This is a genomic window from Streptomyces cylindrosporus (genome assembly GCF_022698165.1).
Lineage (GTDB): Bacteria > Actinomycetota > Actinomycetes > Streptomycetales > Streptomycetaceae > Streptomyces > Streptomyces cylindrosporus.
Genome location: NZ_JALDAY010000021.1, coordinates 123,742 through 138,266, shown reverse-complemented (window position 1 = coordinate 138,266; position 14,525 = coordinate 123,742). Strand labels below are relative to the sequence as shown.

The window sequence follows — 14,525 nt, the reverse complement described above, 5'->3', positions numbered from 1 at the left end:
GGGCGTCTCGGGGGTTGCTCACTTCTCGTACGACGACGAGCGGAGCTGTCTGGAGGACGTGCGTTTCCTGCTGTCGCTGCTGCCGTCCAACAACCGTGAACTGCCGCCCTCCACCCCGTCCGAGGACCCGCACGACCGGCTCGGCGACGCGCTCCTCGACCTGGTCCCGGACGATCCCGGCCGGGTCTACGACATGCGCACGGTCGTCGAGGAGATCGTCGACAACGGCGAGTTCTTCGAGGTCCACGCCGCCTGGGCGGGCAACGCCCTGTGCGCGCTGGCCCGGCTCGGCGGCGAGGTCGTCGGGGTCGTCGCCAACCAGCCCGCCGCCATCGCGGGCGTGCTGGACATCGAGGCCAGCGAGAAGGCGGCGCGGTTCGTGCAGTTCTGCGACGCCTTCAACATCCCGCTGGTCACGCTGATCGACGTGCCCGGCTTCCTGCCCGGCATCGACCAGGAGCACAACGGCATCATCCGGCACGGCGCCAAACTGCTCTACGCCTACTGCAACGCCACCGTGCCCCGCGTCTCCGTGGTGATCCGCAAGGCGTACGGCGGCGCCTACATCGTGATGGACTCGCGTTCGATCGGGACCGACCTGGCCTTCGCCTGGCCCGGCAACGAGATCGCGGTGATGGGTGCGGAGGGCGCCGCGAACGTCATCTTCCGCCGGGAGATCAACGGCGCCGACGACCCGGACGCGGTGCGGCGGCAGAAGATCGCGGAGTACCGCGCGGAGCTCATGCACCCGTACTACGCCGCCGAGCGCGGACTCGTCGACGACGTCATCGACCCCCGCAGGACCCGCCAGATCCTCATCGCCTCCCTCGCCATGCTGCGGGACAAGCACGCCGAACTGCCCTCTCGGAAGCACGGCAACCCTCCCCTGTGAAGGAGACCTCCATGCCGGACATCCAGGTCCGCCGCGGCCACGCGACCCCCGAGGAACTCGCCGCGCTGGTCACGGTGTTGCTCGCCCGGTCCGCCGCGACCGCGCCCGCCGGGACACCCCGCCACCGCGCCCCCAACTGGCACCGTCTGGAACGCGCCCTGCGACACAGCGGTGCCCGCGGCTGGAGCCGGGAGCGCGCGGCGGCCGGCCCGCGCTCGGCAGGCTCCTCGGGCCGGGCTTGACTTCAACCTTGGTTCAACTTTCAGACTCGGCACGAGAGCGTCACGCTCGCCCCCCGCCCGTACAGGTACTTGAGGAGACGTATGTCCGCCACACCCCTGCGCCTCGCCGTGATCAACAGCAGTGTCCGGGAAGGCCGGTTCGGCCCGACGGTCGCCCGCTGGTTCGTCGCGCAGACCGAGCAGCGCGCGGACCTGGAGGTCGATCCGATCGACCTCGCCGACCACACGCTGCCGCACGAGCTGTCGCACGCGCCCTCCGACGAGGTGGCGGCTCAACTGGCCGGTGTGTCACCGCGCCTGGCCGCCGCGGAGGCCTTCGTCGTGGTGACGCCGGAGTACAACCACAGCTTCCCGGCCTCGCTCAAGAGCCTCATCGACTGGCATCGCTCCGAGTGGCAGGCCAAGCCGGTCGGCTTCGTCTCGTACGGGGGTCTGGCCGGCGGTCTGCGCTCGGTGGAGCATCTGCGCCCGGTCTTCGCCGAGTTGCACGCCGTGACCGTGCGGGACTGCGTGAGCTTCCACAACGTGTGGGGGCAGTTCGACGGGTCGGGTGTCCTGCAGGAGCCCACGGCGGCGGCCTCGGCCGCCAAGACCCTTCTCGACCAACTGGTCTGGTGGGGCGTCTCGTTGCGGGAGGCCCGCGAGAAGCGCCCCTACACCGCCTGACGCCCGACGGCGGCCTCCGGCAGCAGGCTCGCGAGCCCGCAGGCCCCCGGCCCGTCGTCACCGAGGATGTCGCAGGGGTTGACCAGGGCGCAGGCTTCGAGGGAGAGACAGCCGCAGCCGACGCAGTCGGTGAGCTTGTCTCTCAGCTTCAGCAACAGCTCGATGCGGAGGGTCAGTTCACCGTGCCAACGGCCGGAGACCAGGGCCCAGTCCTCGCGCGTGGGCGTGCGTCCCCGGGGCAGCACGCTCAGCGCGTCCCGGATGTCGGCGAGCCGGATGCCGAGGCGTTGGGAGGCCCGTACGAAGGCGATCCGCCGCAGTGTGTCCCGGGCGTACCGGCGCTGGTTGCCGCCGGTGCGGCGGCTGTGGATGAGTCCCTCGCGCTCGTAGAAGCGGACCGTCGAGGCGGGCACGCCGCTACGCCGCGCCAGTTCCCCCACCGTCAGTTCGCCGTGGCCCGGGTCCGCGGCCGGGGGGTTCACTCGCTGCCCTGCGCCAGGCGGACGAGCACTTTGTGGAACTGCTCGCGCTCGGCGGGAGTGAAGGCCGCGAACATGACCTCGTTGGCCTGCTCCACCGCGCGGTCCATCTCCTGGTAGAGCTTCCGGCCCCGTTCGGTGTGCTTCACGAGGTTGCGGCGGCGGTTGCCGGGATCGGGCTTGCGGCTGACGGCGCCGCGCTCCTCCAGGTCACCCAGGAGCACGACCAGGTTCCCGGCGTCCAGCCCGAGCGCCCGGCCGAGCTCGGCCTGGGTGGACTCACCGAGCTCGGCCAGGCCTGCCATCACGCGGTAGTGCTGCATCCGCAGGCCGGTCGTGTCCAGGTAGTCGCACAGCAGCCGCTGGGCTCGCAGGGCGGCGCCGGACAGCAGCCAGACGTCGAGTTCAGCCAGGCGTCCGTACACGGTCATGGCAGAAGTCTACGGGACAGTGTTGCACCGACCAACGATCCGCCTCTATCGTTATGCGAGCCAACATTGGTTGGCACAACATAAGTCGTCGGCCGGCCTCATTGCCTTCGAATCCCCCGCGGCTGGGGCCGGTCGACGATGCATCAGGCGTGTCTACGACTGCTGCGCTCCTGCCGTCCCAGAAGTGAGAACCGTCATGGCTGAAGCCCGAACCGCCGCGCCTCCGGCCGGTGCCGTCGTCCCGGACCCGCGGCGCTGGCAGGCTCTGATCTACATCGCCGTCGCCCAGCTGATGGTCTCGGTGGACTCCACCATCGTGAACATCGCCCTGCCTTCCGCCCAACGAGCCCTCGACATCTCCGACAGCAACCGGCAGTGGGTCGTCACCGCCTACATGCTCGCCTTCGGCGGGCTGTTGCTGCTGGGGGGCCGGATCAGCGACACCATCGGCCGGAAGCGGGCCTTCCTCATCGGCGTGATCGGCTTCGGCCTGGCCTCCGCCCTCGGCGGTATCGCGATGGACGCCGGCATGCTGCTGACCGCCCGCGCCCTGCAGGGAGCTTTCGGAGCGCTGCTGGCTCCGGCCGGCCTCTCCCTGCTCGCGGTCACCTTCACCGAACCGGGCGAGCGCGCCAAGGCCTTCGGTGTGTTCAGCGCGATCGCGGGCAGCGGCTCCGCCGTGGGACTGATCCTCGGCGGCGTCCTCACCGAGTACCTCAACTGGCGCTGGTCCCTCTTCGTCAACGTCGCCTTCGCGCTGGTCGTGGTGGCCGGCGCGCTCGCCGTCGTACACGACGAGGACACCGCACCGCAGCGGCAGAAGCTCGACATCGCCGGCGCGCTGCTGTCCGTCGCGGGGGTCGTGGCCCTCGTCTACGGCTTCACTCTCGCCGACACCGAGGGGTGGACGGCCACGCCCACCCTGTCCCTCTTCGTCGCCTGCGCCGTCCTGCTGACGCTCTTCGTCGTGGTCGAGAAGCGCACCGCCGGCCCGCTCCTGCCGCTGCGGATCGTCACCGAGCGGAACCGGGCCGGCGTGTTCGCCTCCCAGGCGCTCGCCGTGATCACGATGTTCGGTCTGCTGCTGTTCCTCACCTACTACTTCCAGGAGATCCGGGGATACAGCCCCCTGATGTCGGGCGTGGCCTTCCTGCCCATGGTGGCCGGCATGCTCATCGGGGCGGGGCAGTTCGCCAGTCGCATGATGCCCAGGATGGCACCGCGGTGGATCATGGCGCCCGGTTTCCTCGTCGCGGCCCTCGGCATGCTCCTGCTGACCCAGCTGGACGTGGACTCCTCCTACCCCCTGCTGGTCCTGCCCGGCCAGCTGCTGTTCGGCATCGGTCTCGGTCTCGCCTTCACCCCGTCGATGAGCCTGGCCACCCACGGAGTCGACGACCAGGAGACCGGTGTCGCCTCCGCGATGATCAACGCCTCGCAGCAGCTGGGCGGTTCGATCGGTACGGCCCTGCTCAACACCATCGCGGCCAGCACCACCGCCTCCTGGCTCGCCTCTCACGGCGGCGGCGCCGGTCTGGCGGACCAGGCGGCGGTGCACGGCTACGCCACCGCCGTGTGGTGGACCGTCGGCATCCTGCTGCTGGCCGGTCTGGTGGTCCTGTTCAGCGGCAATCTGCCCAGGCCGGAGCAGGCGGAGCAGGGAACCGAGGGCGCCGCGGCCGTGCACATGTGAGACACCGCCCTACGACCCGTACCGCCCCGCTCTCAGCGACCGCCGACGCGCCCGACGCGTCGGCGGTCGTTCTCGTCGCGCCCCGGCCCGACACCGAACCGACGTACGGACGAAGACAGGAGATGTCGTGGACAACGAGCAGGAGACCACGGACACGAAGACGGCCGGCGCGGTCGCCGTCGGACCGGCCACCGGGGCTCCCCCGGTCCCCGTGGACGTCGAGGACGAACTCGCCCTGGAACCGCACATCGTCCGGGGCCTCGACTGAGCCGAAAGCCAAGGGAGCCCGTCGTCATGGCCCTGTCCCCCTCTTCCGCCTCCCCCGTCCTCGCACCGCCGGTCCGTGAGATCACCCTGGACGGCGAGGGCGTCACCCTCTCCGGACTCGTCTGCGAGCCGGAGTCCGAGCCCCGCGCCCTGCTGGTCGCCCTGCACGGCGGGGGAATGCGGGCCGGGTACTTCCACGGGCAGGCCGACCCGGCCACCTCGCTGCTGACGCTCGCCGCCTCCTGCGGGTACACGGCGCTCGCCCTCGACCGTCCCGGCTACGGCCGGTCCGCCGGCCAACTGCCCGAGGGCATGGGGCTGTCGGAGCAGGCCGGGCTCCTGCGGGCGGCCGTACGCCAGTACCGGCTGCGCCACCCTCGCGGCGCCGGGGTCCTTCTCGTCGGGCACTCCCTCGGTGGGAAGGCCGCGCTGCACACGGCGTCCGGCTGGACGGACGGCGGGCTGCTGGGCGTCGACGTCTCGGGCATCGGTGACCGGTGGGCCGTCCCCGCACGGGAGTTGACAGGTCAGGGGCACCGCCTGTCCCACCGGATGCACTGGGGGCCACTGGCTCTCTACCCGCCCGGCACCTTCCGGCTGGCCCAGGCGCTGACTACTCCCGTACCGCACCGCGAGGCCCGAGAGATCTCCGACTGGCCACAGGCGTACGCGACGCTGGCCGGGGAGGTCCGCGTGCCGGTGCGGTTCACCTTCGCCGAGCACGAGAAGTGGTGGCGCAGCGACCCGCACTCCGTGCGCGCCATGCTGGACCGCCTCGGATCAACGCTGTCCCGCAGCGAGCGGCTCGCCGGCGCCGGCCACAACATCAGCCTCGGCCGGACGGCCCGTGTCTACCATCTGCGGGTCCTCGCCTTCCTGGAGGAATGCCGGGCCCTGGCGGACACGCCGTGACGGGCGCCCGGCTCCTGGACCACATGACCGCCTCGCTGCGGGTCCGCAACTTCCGGCTGTTCGCGCTGGGCCAGCTCGCCTCGGTGACCGGCACCTGGATGATGGTCACCGCCCAGGACTGGCTCGTACTGCGCATGACGGACGACTCGGCGGCGGCGCTCGGCGCCGTCACAGCCGCCCAGTTCGCCCCGGTGCTGCTGCTCACTCTGGTGGGCGGCCGGCTGGCCGACCGGCTGGACCGCAGACGCCTTCTCGTCGTGGCGAACACCGTGTCCGGGCTGTTGGCGCTGGCCCTGGCGCTCGCCGTGCTGTCGGACCGCGTGTCGCTGGGTCATGTGATCGCCTGTGCCGTCGGCGTCGGTCTCGTCAACGCCGTCGAGATCCCGGTCCGGATGTCGTTCATCGGCGAGCTGGTCGACCCCGAGCTGGTGCCCAACGCATCCGCCCTGAGCGCGGCGTACTTCAACGTGGCCCGCGTTCTCGGACCGGCGACGGCGGGCCTGCTCATCGACGCGGCGGGCGTGGGCGCGGTCATGCTGCTCAACGCCGCGAGCTACCTGGCCACGGTGGCGGGCCTGCACCGCATACGTCCCGCGGAACTGCGCCGGACGGACGAGCGACGGGCACAGGGCGGGGTGGCGGCAGGACTCCGGTACGTGGCCGGGAGAACGGACCTGATCCTGCCGCTCGTGCTGACAGCGGTCGTCGCCCTGGTCGGGTTCAACTTCCAGGTGACCCTGCCGTTGCTGGCGCGCACGGTCTTCCACACCGACGCCGGTTCCTTCGGCCTGCTCACCGCCGGCATGGCGGTCGGCTCCCTGCTGGCCGCGCTGGCCACCACCTTGCGCAGGGGGCGGCCCGGCGAGCGAACGGTACTGGTCGGCGCGACAGCCTTCGGCGTGATGCTTTCGCTCTCCGGCATGGCGCCCACCTTCACCACGGCGCTGATCTGCCTGAGCCTCACCGGTGCCGCCATGCTGGCCTTCGCGCAGTCGGCCAACCACCATGTTCAGCTCGGCTCCGATCCGGCCTATCGCGGTCGCGTCATGGCGCTCTACACCCTCCTGCTCCAGGGCACGACACCCTTCGGCGCACTGCTGACGGGCCGTCTGGCCGACCGGTTGGGTGCGCGCGGCGCACTGTCCGTTTCCGGAGTGGTCTGTCTGGCCGCGGTGCTGGCCGCCTGGGCGTGCGCCGCCGCTCGACGGCCAGGAATCTGCGCACCGCGCCGGCTGTTGTCGGTGCGTGACAGCCGTACGAATCACAGGGAGGCCCGACGTGTACGGGGACCAGGGAACGATCCGCAAGATCCTCACCGAGCTCGGCGACACCTGGGCGATCGTCGGCCTGTCGTCGAACCGGCGCCGCGCGGCATACGGAGTCGCCGAGGTGCTCCAGCGCTTCGGCAAGCGGATCGTGCCGGTGCACCCGAAGGCCGAGACGGTCCACGGTGAGCAGGGGTACCCCTCCCTGGACGCGATTCCCTTCCAGGTCGACGTCGTCGACGTGTTCGTCAACAGCGGGCTCGCCGGCCCGGTCGCCGACGAAGCCGTCGCCATCGACGCGAAGGCCGTCTGGTTCCAGCTCGACGTGATCGACGAGGCGGCTTACGACCGCGCCCGCGCGGCGGGTCTCCTCATGGTGATGGACCGCTGCCCCGCGATCGAGATACCGCGCCTCGGATAGCCATACAGGGCCCGCCAACAGCCTCTTTGGTCCTGTCCAGGAACCCCCCGGGCGTTGGTCAAAACTTCACCATGGGTCTTCTGCTCGACCTCTGTTGTTTCCTAATCTGCGACGTCGCACGAACTGAAAACAACTATTCACTTTGTGAGAGGTCGCTGAAAATATGGTGAGCGTCGAGCAGACCTCCGTTGCGGACGCCAGGGGTCCGAGCGGCCTGAGGCGGGACGTCGGACTGATCGGTCTGATGTGGGCCTCCGTGGGCTCCATCATCGGTTCCGGGTGGCTGTACGGCGCCCACGACGCGGTCATCCAGGCCGGCCCAGCGGCGATCATCTCGTGGGTGATCGGCGCGGTCGCGATCGTGCTGCTGGCCCTGGTCCACGCCGAGCTGGGCGGCATGTTCCCGGTGGCGGGCGGCACGGCCCGGTACCCGCACTACGCGTTCGGCGGACTGGCCGGCATGTCCTTCGGCTGGTTCTCCTGGCTCCAGGCCGCGACCGTGGCCCCGATCGAGGTCGAGGCCATGATCGGTTACGCCGGTCACTGGTCGTGGGCGCAGGGCCTGCAGCACTCCGACAAGACCCTGACCGCGAGCGGTCTGGTGGTGGCGGTCCTGCTCATGGCGCTGTTCGTCGGCGTGAACTTCTTCGGCGTACGGGTGCTCGCGCACACCAACAGCGCCGCGACCTGGTGGAAGATCGCCGTCCCGCTGGGCGCGATCTTCATCATGGCCGCGACCCACTTCCACCCGGCCAACTTCCACTCCGAGGGCTTCGCCCCGTTCGGCGCCAAGGGCGTGCTCGCCGCGATCAGCACCAGCGGCATCATCTTCGCGCTGCTCGGCTTCGAGCAGGCCATCCAGCTGGCGGGCGAGAGCCGCGACCCCAAGCGGGACCTGCCGCGGGCCACGCTCGGCTCGGTCGCGATCGGCGCCGTCATCTACGTCCTGCTCCAGGTCGTGTTCATCGCCGGGCTGCCGCACAGCAGCTTCGTGAAGGGCTGGGCCAACCTGCACTACAGCGGTGACAGCGGCCCGTGGGCCGGCCTGGCGACCGTGGTGGGCCTCGGCTGGCTGGCGGTGGTCCTCTACCTCGACGCGGTCATCTCCCCCGGCGGCACCGGCCTGATCTACACCACCGCCACCTCCCGCGTCTCCTACGGCCTGGCGAAGAACGGCTACGCGCCGAAGCTCTTCACCAGGACCGACTCGCGCGGTGTGCCGTGGTTCGGTCTCGTCATGTCCTTCGTGACCGGCGTCATCTGCTTCCTGCCGTTCCCGAGCTGGCACAAGCTGGTCGGCTTCATCACCTCGGCGAGCGTCCTGATGTACGCGGGCGCGCCGCTGGCGTACGGCGTCTTCGCCGACAAGCTGCCGAACCACGAGCGCCCGTACCGGCTGCCCGGCGGCAAGGTGATCGCCCCGCTGTCGTTCGTCGTGGCCAACCTGATCATCTACTGGGCCGGCTGGGACACCCTGTGGCGGCTCGGTCTGGCGATCGTCCTCGGGTACGTCCTGCTCGGCGGCTACGCCTGGTGGGCCAACGCGACGAACCAGCCCGACGCGCCCCGGATGGACTTCAAGGCCGCCCAGTGGCTGCCGGTCTATCTGCTCGGCATGGGCGTGATCTCCGCCGAGGGCGGCTTCGGCGGCACCGGCAACATCGGCCTGTGGTGGGACATCCTCATCATCGCCGTCTTCTCGCTGGTGATCTACTACTGGGCCCGGGCGACGGCCTCGAACACCGCGGAGATCGAGCGGAGCATCGAGGAGGTCGTGGTCACGGACGCGCCCGCGCACTGACCCCTCGCCCCTGTCCTGTCCCGCTCACCGCTTTCCGGCCCGTCGGCCGCGGCTCCCCTGCCGTGGCTGACGGGCCACCGTCATAATGCTCGGGTGACTGACTCCTCCCCCCACCCCAACTCGCCGTCCGAGCAGCGCTTTCCGGTCGTGATCGTGGGCGCGGGGCCCGCCGGTCTCACCATCGGGAACATCCTGCGGGCCGCCTCGGTCGACTGCCTGGTGCTGGAGGTCGAGACCCGCGAGTTCATCGAGCAGCGGCCGCGGGCCGGTGTGCTGGAGGAGTGGGCCGTGCGCGGCCTCGAACAACGGGGGCTGGCCGACACCCTGTTGGAGCGGGCGCAGCGGCACACCGAGTGCGAGTTCCGGTTCGAGAAGGCGCGCCACCGGTTCTCGTACCTTGAGCTGACGGGACATCACCACTTCGTGTATCCACAGCCGTTGCTGGTGACGGACCTGGTGCGCGAGTACGCGGACGTGCGCGGCGGGGCCATTCGCTTCGGGGTGCGGGACGTCCAGCTGCACGGGCTCGACTCGGACCGTCCCGCGGTGTCGTACGTCGATGCCGAGAGTGGTCAACGGCAGCTGGTGCACTGCGAGTTCGTGGCCGGCTGCGACGGGGCGCGCGGGGTGACGCGGACCGTGCTGCCGCAGCACGCCCGAACGGCCCGGCACGACTACGGCGTCGGCTGGCTGGCGCTGCTCGCCGAGGCACCGCCGTCCAGCGACTGCGTGGTGTTCGGCATCCATCCGAACGGCTTCGCCGGGCACATGGCCCGCAGCCCCGAGGTCACCCGCTACTACCTGGAGTGCCCGCCCGGCGACGACCCGGAGAACTGGTCGCACGACAGGGTCTGGGCGGAACTGCAGGAGCGCCTCGGCGCCGCCGACCGCCCGCCGCTCACCGAGGGCCGGCTGATCGAGAAGCGCGTCCTCGACATGCACAACTACGTGGTCGAACCCATGGCGTTCGGCCGCCTCTTCCTGGCCGGCGACGCCGCCCACCTCACCGCCCCGATCGCCGCGAAGGGCATGAACCTCGCCCTGCACGACGCCTTCCTGCTCGGCGACGGCCTGGTCGCCTTCCTCACCAAGGGCGAGCAGTCCGGCCTGACCGGCTACTCGGACGCCTGTCTCGGCCGGGTCTGGGACTACCAGGAGTTCTCCCAGTGGCTGTCAGAGGTCTACCACGGCACCTCCTCGGGCGACGCCTACCGGGCGGGCACCACGCTGGCCCGGCTGCGCCGTCTCTTCCGGTCCCCGGCCGCGGCGGCCGCGTTCGCCGAGCAGTACCTCGGCAAGAGCCCGGCCGGCTGAGAGCTCAGGCCAGGCCCAGCCCCTCGATCACCACCGCGCCCGGCAGCTGCGCGAACGCCTTGCCGGGCACCAGCAGTTTGCCGCGCCGCCGCCCGCTGCCGACCAGGACGTACGGCAGGTCCACGACGCGCGAGTCCACCAACACCGGCCAGCCGTCCGGGAGTCCGATCGGCGTGATGCCGCCGTACTCCATGCCGGTCTCGCCGGTCGCCGTGTCCATGGACGCGAACGAGGCCTTGCGGGCGCCGAGTTGGCGGCGGACCACGTTGTTGACGTCGACCCGGGTCGTGGAGAGCACCACGCACGCGGCCAGCGTGGTCTCGCCGCCCCGCTTCCCGGCCACCACGACGCAGTTCGCCGACTGCTTCAGCAGCTCCTGGCCGTAGTGCTGGACGAAGACCGCGGTGTCGGCCCACTCCGGGTCGGTGTCCACGTACACGATCTGCTCGGCGGGGACACCGCCGTGCCAGTCGCGTACGGCGGCGGCGACCGGGCCGGTCAGTTCGTCGAGGGCGTCGGGAGCGGGGAGGGCGGTGTCGAAGTGTCCGATGGGTGCGCGCATGCTCCGCACGCTAACAGGACGGCTCAGCGCACGGGCGGGACGGACACCGCGAGCACGAGTTCCATCGGTACGTCGCCCTGATTGCCGTAGCTGTGCGGGGCGTTGGCCTCGAAGGTGACGCTCGCGCCGGCCGGGACGCGGTACTCGGCGCCCTCCACCGTGAGGGTCAGCTCCCCCGCGATGACGTGCGCGATCTCCACCGTGCCGACGGGGTGCGGGTCGGAGGCACTGCTGTCGCCCGGCATCAGCCGCCAGTCCCACATCTCCAGCGGGCCCGGCGCCTCGGTGCCGGCGAGCAGCCTGCTGTAACTGCCGGCGTCGGTGTGCCACAGCCGTACCACCTGGTCGGCCGGGACGATCCGCACCTTCGGCCCCTGTTCGTAGTCGAGCAGGGTGGTGACGCTGACCCCGAGCGCGTCGCCGATCTTGACGACCGTGCCGATGCTCGGGTTGGTGCGGGCCTGCTCGATCTGGATGAGCATGCCCCGGCTGACGCCGGCGCGGGCGGCGAGCGCGTCCAGGGTGAAGCCGCGCTCATTGCGCCAGCGCTTGACGTTGCGCGCCAGGGACTGGGTCAGCAGGTCGAGGTCCGACACGTTCCGTCCAACAGTTCCGCCCAACAGTTCCGTCCAACATTATGGATGACAGAGTTCAATGCACTGAACTACGGTGTTGTGCACCCCATCGTTCACCGAACTGTACTGCGAGGCGACTCGTGACGGCATTCTTCGCCCTGGCCACCAGCCTGCTGTGGGGCCTCGCCGACTTCGGCGGCGGACTGCTGACCCGCCGCACCCCCGCGCTGACGGTCGTGGTCGTCTCCCAGGCGATCGCCACGGTCGTGCTCGGGGCGGTCGTGGTCGCCACCGGAGGCTGGAGCGAGGCCGGTCCGCGACTGTGGTTCGCGGTCGCCGCGGGCCTGGCCGGGCCCGTCGCGATGATCTGCTTCTACAAGGCGCTCGCCCTGGGCCCGATGGGCGTGGTCTCGCCGCTCGCCACGCTGAGCGTGGCCGTGCCGGTCGGCGTCGGGCTGTTCCTCGGCGAACGGCCGGGGCTGATGCAGGCCGCGGGCATCGCGGTCGCCGTCACCGGCGTGGTGCTCGCGGGCGGACCTCACCTGCGCGGAGCGCCCGTGCAGCGGCGGACGATCCTGCTCACGCTGGTCGCGGCGCTCGGCTTCGGCACGGTGTTCGCGCTGATCGCGGAGGCGTCCACGAGCGTGACAGGCCTCTTCCTCGCGCTGTTCGTGCAACGCCTGACGAACGTCACCGCGGGCGGTCTCGCCCTGTACGTCTCCGTCCGGCGCGGCGCCGACGCCCTCCCCGACACCGGGTTCCCCTGGGCCTCCCTCCCGGCCCTCGCCTTCGTCGGCCTCGCGGACGTGGCGGCGAACGGCACGTACTCGGTCGCGGCCCAGCACGGCCCGGTCACGGTGGCCGCGGTGCTGGCGTCGCTCTACCCGGTGGTGACCGCCCTGGCGGCACGCGGCTTCCTCAGCGAACGGCTGCGGGCGATACAGGCGGCGGGCGCGGGGCTGGCGCTCGTGGGGACGCTGCTGCTGGCGACGGGCTAGGGGCGTCGAAGGGCCGTCGGGCGGCCTTCAGGCCTCGGCGTCCAGCTCCGCCAGCCGGGCCGCCGTCTCCTCGTCCAACTCCGCGAGCGCGCGCAGCTGTTCGGGCGTGATGTCGTCGGGCAGGGGCACGGGGGCGGGTGTGCGCAGCGGCGGCTGCCAGCCCTCGGCGGGAGTCCAGCGCCGTACGACGCGGGCGGGCGCGCCCGCCACCACGGCGTGGTCCGGGACCACCCCTCGCACCACCGCGCCCGCGGCCACCACGACGTTCCGCCCGATCCTGGCACCCGGCAGGATGACCGCGCCGGTGCCGATCCAGCAGCCCGGGCCGATCTCCACGGGTTCCATGCGCGGCCACTGCTTGCCGATGGGCTCGTGGGGATCGTCGTACGAGTGGTTCGTGGACGTGACGTAGACGTAGGGGCCGAAGTAGCAGTCGCTGCCGATGGTGACCGTCGTGTCGGCGATGACATGGCTGCCGCGGCCCAGGACCACGCCGTCGCCGATGCGGAGGATCGGGTCGGGGCCGAGGTCGAGGTCGGGCATCAGGCCGGCGGTGAGGGTGACCTGTTCGCCGACGATGCAGTGGGAGCCGATGTGGATCCAGGGTTCGCCGAAGACCGTGCCGAGGGGGAAGGCGAGGCGGGTGTGCGGACCCAGCGCGCCGAAGCGGAAGCGGCCGGGGTGCTCCGCGGTGACCGAGCCGGTGCGCTGCACCCAGGCCCAGGCCGCGTGGACCGCGCGCTGCGCGAGGCGGCGCGGCCAGGACGAGAACGTGTTCTTGCGCTTCGGCACCCGCTCACCGTACTCAGCGTGAGGTGCACCCATGGGGTCGCGGGGCTGTGATCTTCGCCCCACGGAGCACACGGGGTGGTACGGCGGTTCACCCGCGGCGGATGAGGCGACGGTGCGGGGGCCGTGCTGCGGTGGCGGGATGACCTGGTACGACACCGTGAACCCGCTCGGCCTGGCGGAACGTGTGGCGCGTCGTGTGCTGGGCGGCGCGGCCTCCGTCACCGACCAGGTGATCCGGGCACTGACGGCGGCCGTGGTGGACCGCCTCGAACTGGACGACCTGGCCGCGCGGATCGACGTGAACCGGATCGCGGACCGGGTGGACGTGGACCGGATCGCGGACCGGGTGGACGTGGACCGGATCGCGGCACGGGTGGATGTGGACCGGGTGGCGGGGCGGCTGGATGTGGACCGGGTGGCGGCACGGGTGGATGTGGACCGGGTGGCGGGGCGGCTGGATGTGGACCGGGTGGCGGGGCGTGTCGATGTCGACGCCGTCGTGGACCGTGTCGACCTGGATCGGATCGTGGCGCGTATCGACGTCGACCGGATCGCCGCTCGTCTGGACGTGGACGCTGTGATCGAGCGGGTCGACCTCGTGGTGCTCACCAGGGCCGTTCTGGAGGAGATCGACCTGGGGCGGATCGTGCGGGAGACGAGTGGCGGGATGGCCGAGGAGACGGTCGACGCCCTGCGGTCGCGCAGCATGCGGGCCGACCGAATGGTGAACCGCGTCGCCGACCGACTGCTGCACAGACCGGGGTTGCCGGCGGGGCATGGGGAGGAGAGGGGGCCGACGGTGGGGGGTGGGGACCGCGGGTTGACGGCGCGGATCGACGGAAACGGGACGGCAGCGCGGGCCGAAGGGCACGGAACAGGAGCGGGGGCCGACGGGTACGGCACGGCAACGCAGACCGACGGGCACGGCACGTCGGCACAGGCTGACGGAGACGGAACGGCAGCGCGGACCAACGGCCAAGGGCCTACGCCGTGATACCGGCCGACCGGACGGCGGAACCCAACCGCGACCCCGAACCCGACTCCGCTCCTCGGCCCGACCGCGAATCCGCGTCCGCCCCTCCGCCCGACCTTCAATCCAGGCCCGTCCCTGAACCCCACCGCGACCCCGAGCCCGGCTCCAGCCCTCAACCCCACCGCGGCCCCCAACACAATCCCAACCCCCAACCCGTCCGACCCCCCGCCCCCTCCCCCGCC

17 protein-coding genes are annotated in these 14,525 nt (G+C 71.3%); 12 read left to right on the top strand and 5 right to left on the bottom strand.

Features of this window, described 5'->3' with window-relative positions:
- From MQP27_RS48015 to MQP27_RS48005, 3 genes are all read left to right on the top strand, one after another.
- Window positions 1-892, top strand: an 892-nt coding sequence (locus MQP27_RS48015; RefSeq protein WP_278197374.1) for an acyl-CoA carboxylase subunit beta, incomplete at its 5' end; no start/stop codon positions are given.
- 11 nt (window positions 893-903) lie between these two features.
- Window positions 904-1,134: an acyl-CoA carboxylase subunit epsilon gene (locus MQP27_RS48010; RefSeq protein ID WP_242777899.1), complete on the top strand. Its 231-nt coding sequence runs from the start codon at window positions 904-906 to the stop codon at window positions 1,132-1,134.
- Window positions 1,135-1,215: 81 nt separating this feature from the next.
- Window positions 1,216-1,800, top strand: a complete 585-nt coding sequence (locus MQP27_RS48005; protein WP_242777896.1) for an NADPH-dependent FMN reductase — start codon at window positions 1,216-1,218, stop codon at window positions 1,798-1,800.
- Here the strand turns inward: MQP27_RS48005 and soxR are convergent.
- Both soxR and MQP27_RS47995 read right to left on the bottom strand, forming a co-directional pair.
- On the bottom strand, window positions 1,788-2,282 hold the full coding sequence (soxR, locus tag MQP27_RS48000; RefSeq protein WP_242777893.1) for a redox-sensitive transcriptional activator SoxR: 495 nt from the start codon (window positions 2,280-2,282) through the stop codon (window positions 1,788-1,790). The two genes, MQP27_RS48005 and soxR, sit on opposite strands and share 13 nt — an antisense overlap.
- Complete coding sequence (locus tag MQP27_RS47995; RefSeq protein WP_242777891.1) at window positions 2,279-2,710, bottom strand: MarR family winged helix-turn-helix transcriptional regulator; 432 nt, start codon at window positions 2,708-2,710, stop codon at window positions 2,279-2,281. Before MQP27_RS47995 ends, soxR begins: the two co-directional genes overlap by 4 nt.
- Window positions 2,711-2,906: 196 nt before the next feature.
- On the opposite strand from MQP27_RS47995, the gene MQP27_RS47990 reads away from it, so the two are divergent.
- The 7 genes from MQP27_RS47990 to MQP27_RS47960 all read left to right on the top strand — a co-directional run bounded on the left by MQP27_RS47990 (window position 2,907) and on the right by MQP27_RS47960 (window position 10,383).
- Window positions 2,907-4,403 (top strand): MFS transporter, encoded by a 1,497-nt coding sequence (locus MQP27_RS47990; RefSeq protein ID WP_242777888.1) that lies wholly within the window; start codon window positions 2,907-2,909, stop codon window positions 4,401-4,403.
- Between the two features lie 127 nt (window positions 4,404-4,530).
- Window positions 4,531-4,671 carry a hypothetical protein gene (locus tag MQP27_RS47985; protein WP_242777886.1) on the top strand — a complete coding sequence of 47 codons (141 nt, stop codon included), beginning with the start codon at window positions 4,531-4,533 and terminating at the stop codon, window positions 4,669-4,671.
- A 26-nt stretch (window positions 4,672-4,697) separates the two neighbouring features.
- Window positions 4,698-5,582, top strand: a complete 885-nt coding sequence (locus tag MQP27_RS47980; protein WP_242777883.1) for an alpha/beta hydrolase — start codon at window positions 4,698-4,700, stop codon at window positions 5,580-5,582.
- Entirely contained in the window at window positions 5,579-7,036 is a 1,458-nt protein-coding gene (locus MQP27_RS47975; protein WP_242777880.1) for an MFS transporter, read from the top strand. Before MQP27_RS47980 ends, MQP27_RS47975 begins: the two co-directional genes overlap by 4 nt.
- Window positions 6,921-7,268, top strand: a complete 348-nt coding sequence (locus MQP27_RS47970; RefSeq protein ID WP_242777908.1) for a CoA-binding protein — start codon at window positions 6,921-6,923, stop codon at window positions 7,266-7,268. The genes MQP27_RS47975 and MQP27_RS47970 overlap by 116 nt, the downstream gene beginning before the upstream one ends.
- A gap of 163 nt (window positions 7,269-7,431) precedes the next feature.
- Window positions 7,432-9,069: an APC family permease gene (locus MQP27_RS47965; RefSeq protein WP_242777877.1), complete on the top strand. Its 1,638-nt coding sequence runs from the start codon at window positions 7,432-7,434 to the stop codon at window positions 9,067-9,069.
- A 93-nt stretch (window positions 9,070-9,162) separates the two neighbouring features.
- Window positions 9,163-10,383 (top strand): 4-hydroxybenzoate 3-monooxygenase, encoded by a 1,221-nt coding sequence (locus MQP27_RS47960; protein WP_242777874.1) that lies wholly within the window; start codon window positions 9,163-9,165, stop codon window positions 10,381-10,383.
- 4 nt (window positions 10,384-10,387) lie between these two features.
- Here the strand turns inward: MQP27_RS47960 and MQP27_RS47955 are convergent, their stop codons facing one another.
- Window positions 10,388-10,945 carry a YbaK/EbsC family protein gene (locus MQP27_RS47955; RefSeq protein ID WP_242777871.1) on the bottom strand — a complete coding sequence of 186 codons (558 nt, stop codon included), beginning with the start codon at window positions 10,943-10,945 and terminating at the stop codon, window positions 10,388-10,390.
- Between the two features lie 23 nt (window positions 10,946-10,968).
- Window positions 10,969-11,541, bottom strand: a complete 573-nt coding sequence (locus MQP27_RS47950) for a helix-turn-helix domain-containing protein (RefSeq protein ID WP_242777868.1) — start codon at window positions 11,539-11,541, stop codon at window positions 10,969-10,971.
- Between the two features lie 119 nt (window positions 11,542-11,660).
- On the opposite strand from MQP27_RS47950, the gene MQP27_RS47945 reads away from it, so the two are divergent.
- On the top strand, window positions 11,661-12,518 hold the full coding sequence (locus MQP27_RS47945; RefSeq protein ID WP_242777864.1) for an EamA family transporter: 858 nt from the start codon (window positions 11,661-11,663) through the stop codon (window positions 12,516-12,518).
- A gap of 27 nt (window positions 12,519-12,545) precedes the next feature.
- Here MQP27_RS47945 and MQP27_RS47940 read toward each other — a convergent pair whose 3' ends face one another.
- A complete protein-coding gene (locus tag MQP27_RS47940; RefSeq protein ID WP_242777861.1) occupies window positions 12,546-13,343 on the bottom strand; it encodes an acyltransferase in 798 nt (265 codons plus the stop codon).
- 106 nt (window positions 13,344-13,449) lie between these two features.
- Between MQP27_RS47940 and MQP27_RS47935 the strand changes: the two genes are divergently transcribed.
- Window positions 13,450-14,304, top strand: a complete 855-nt coding sequence (locus tag MQP27_RS47935) for a hypothetical protein (RefSeq protein WP_242777858.1) — start codon at window positions 13,450-13,452, stop codon at window positions 14,302-14,304.
- Window positions 14,305-14,525 lie beyond the last annotated feature (221 nt).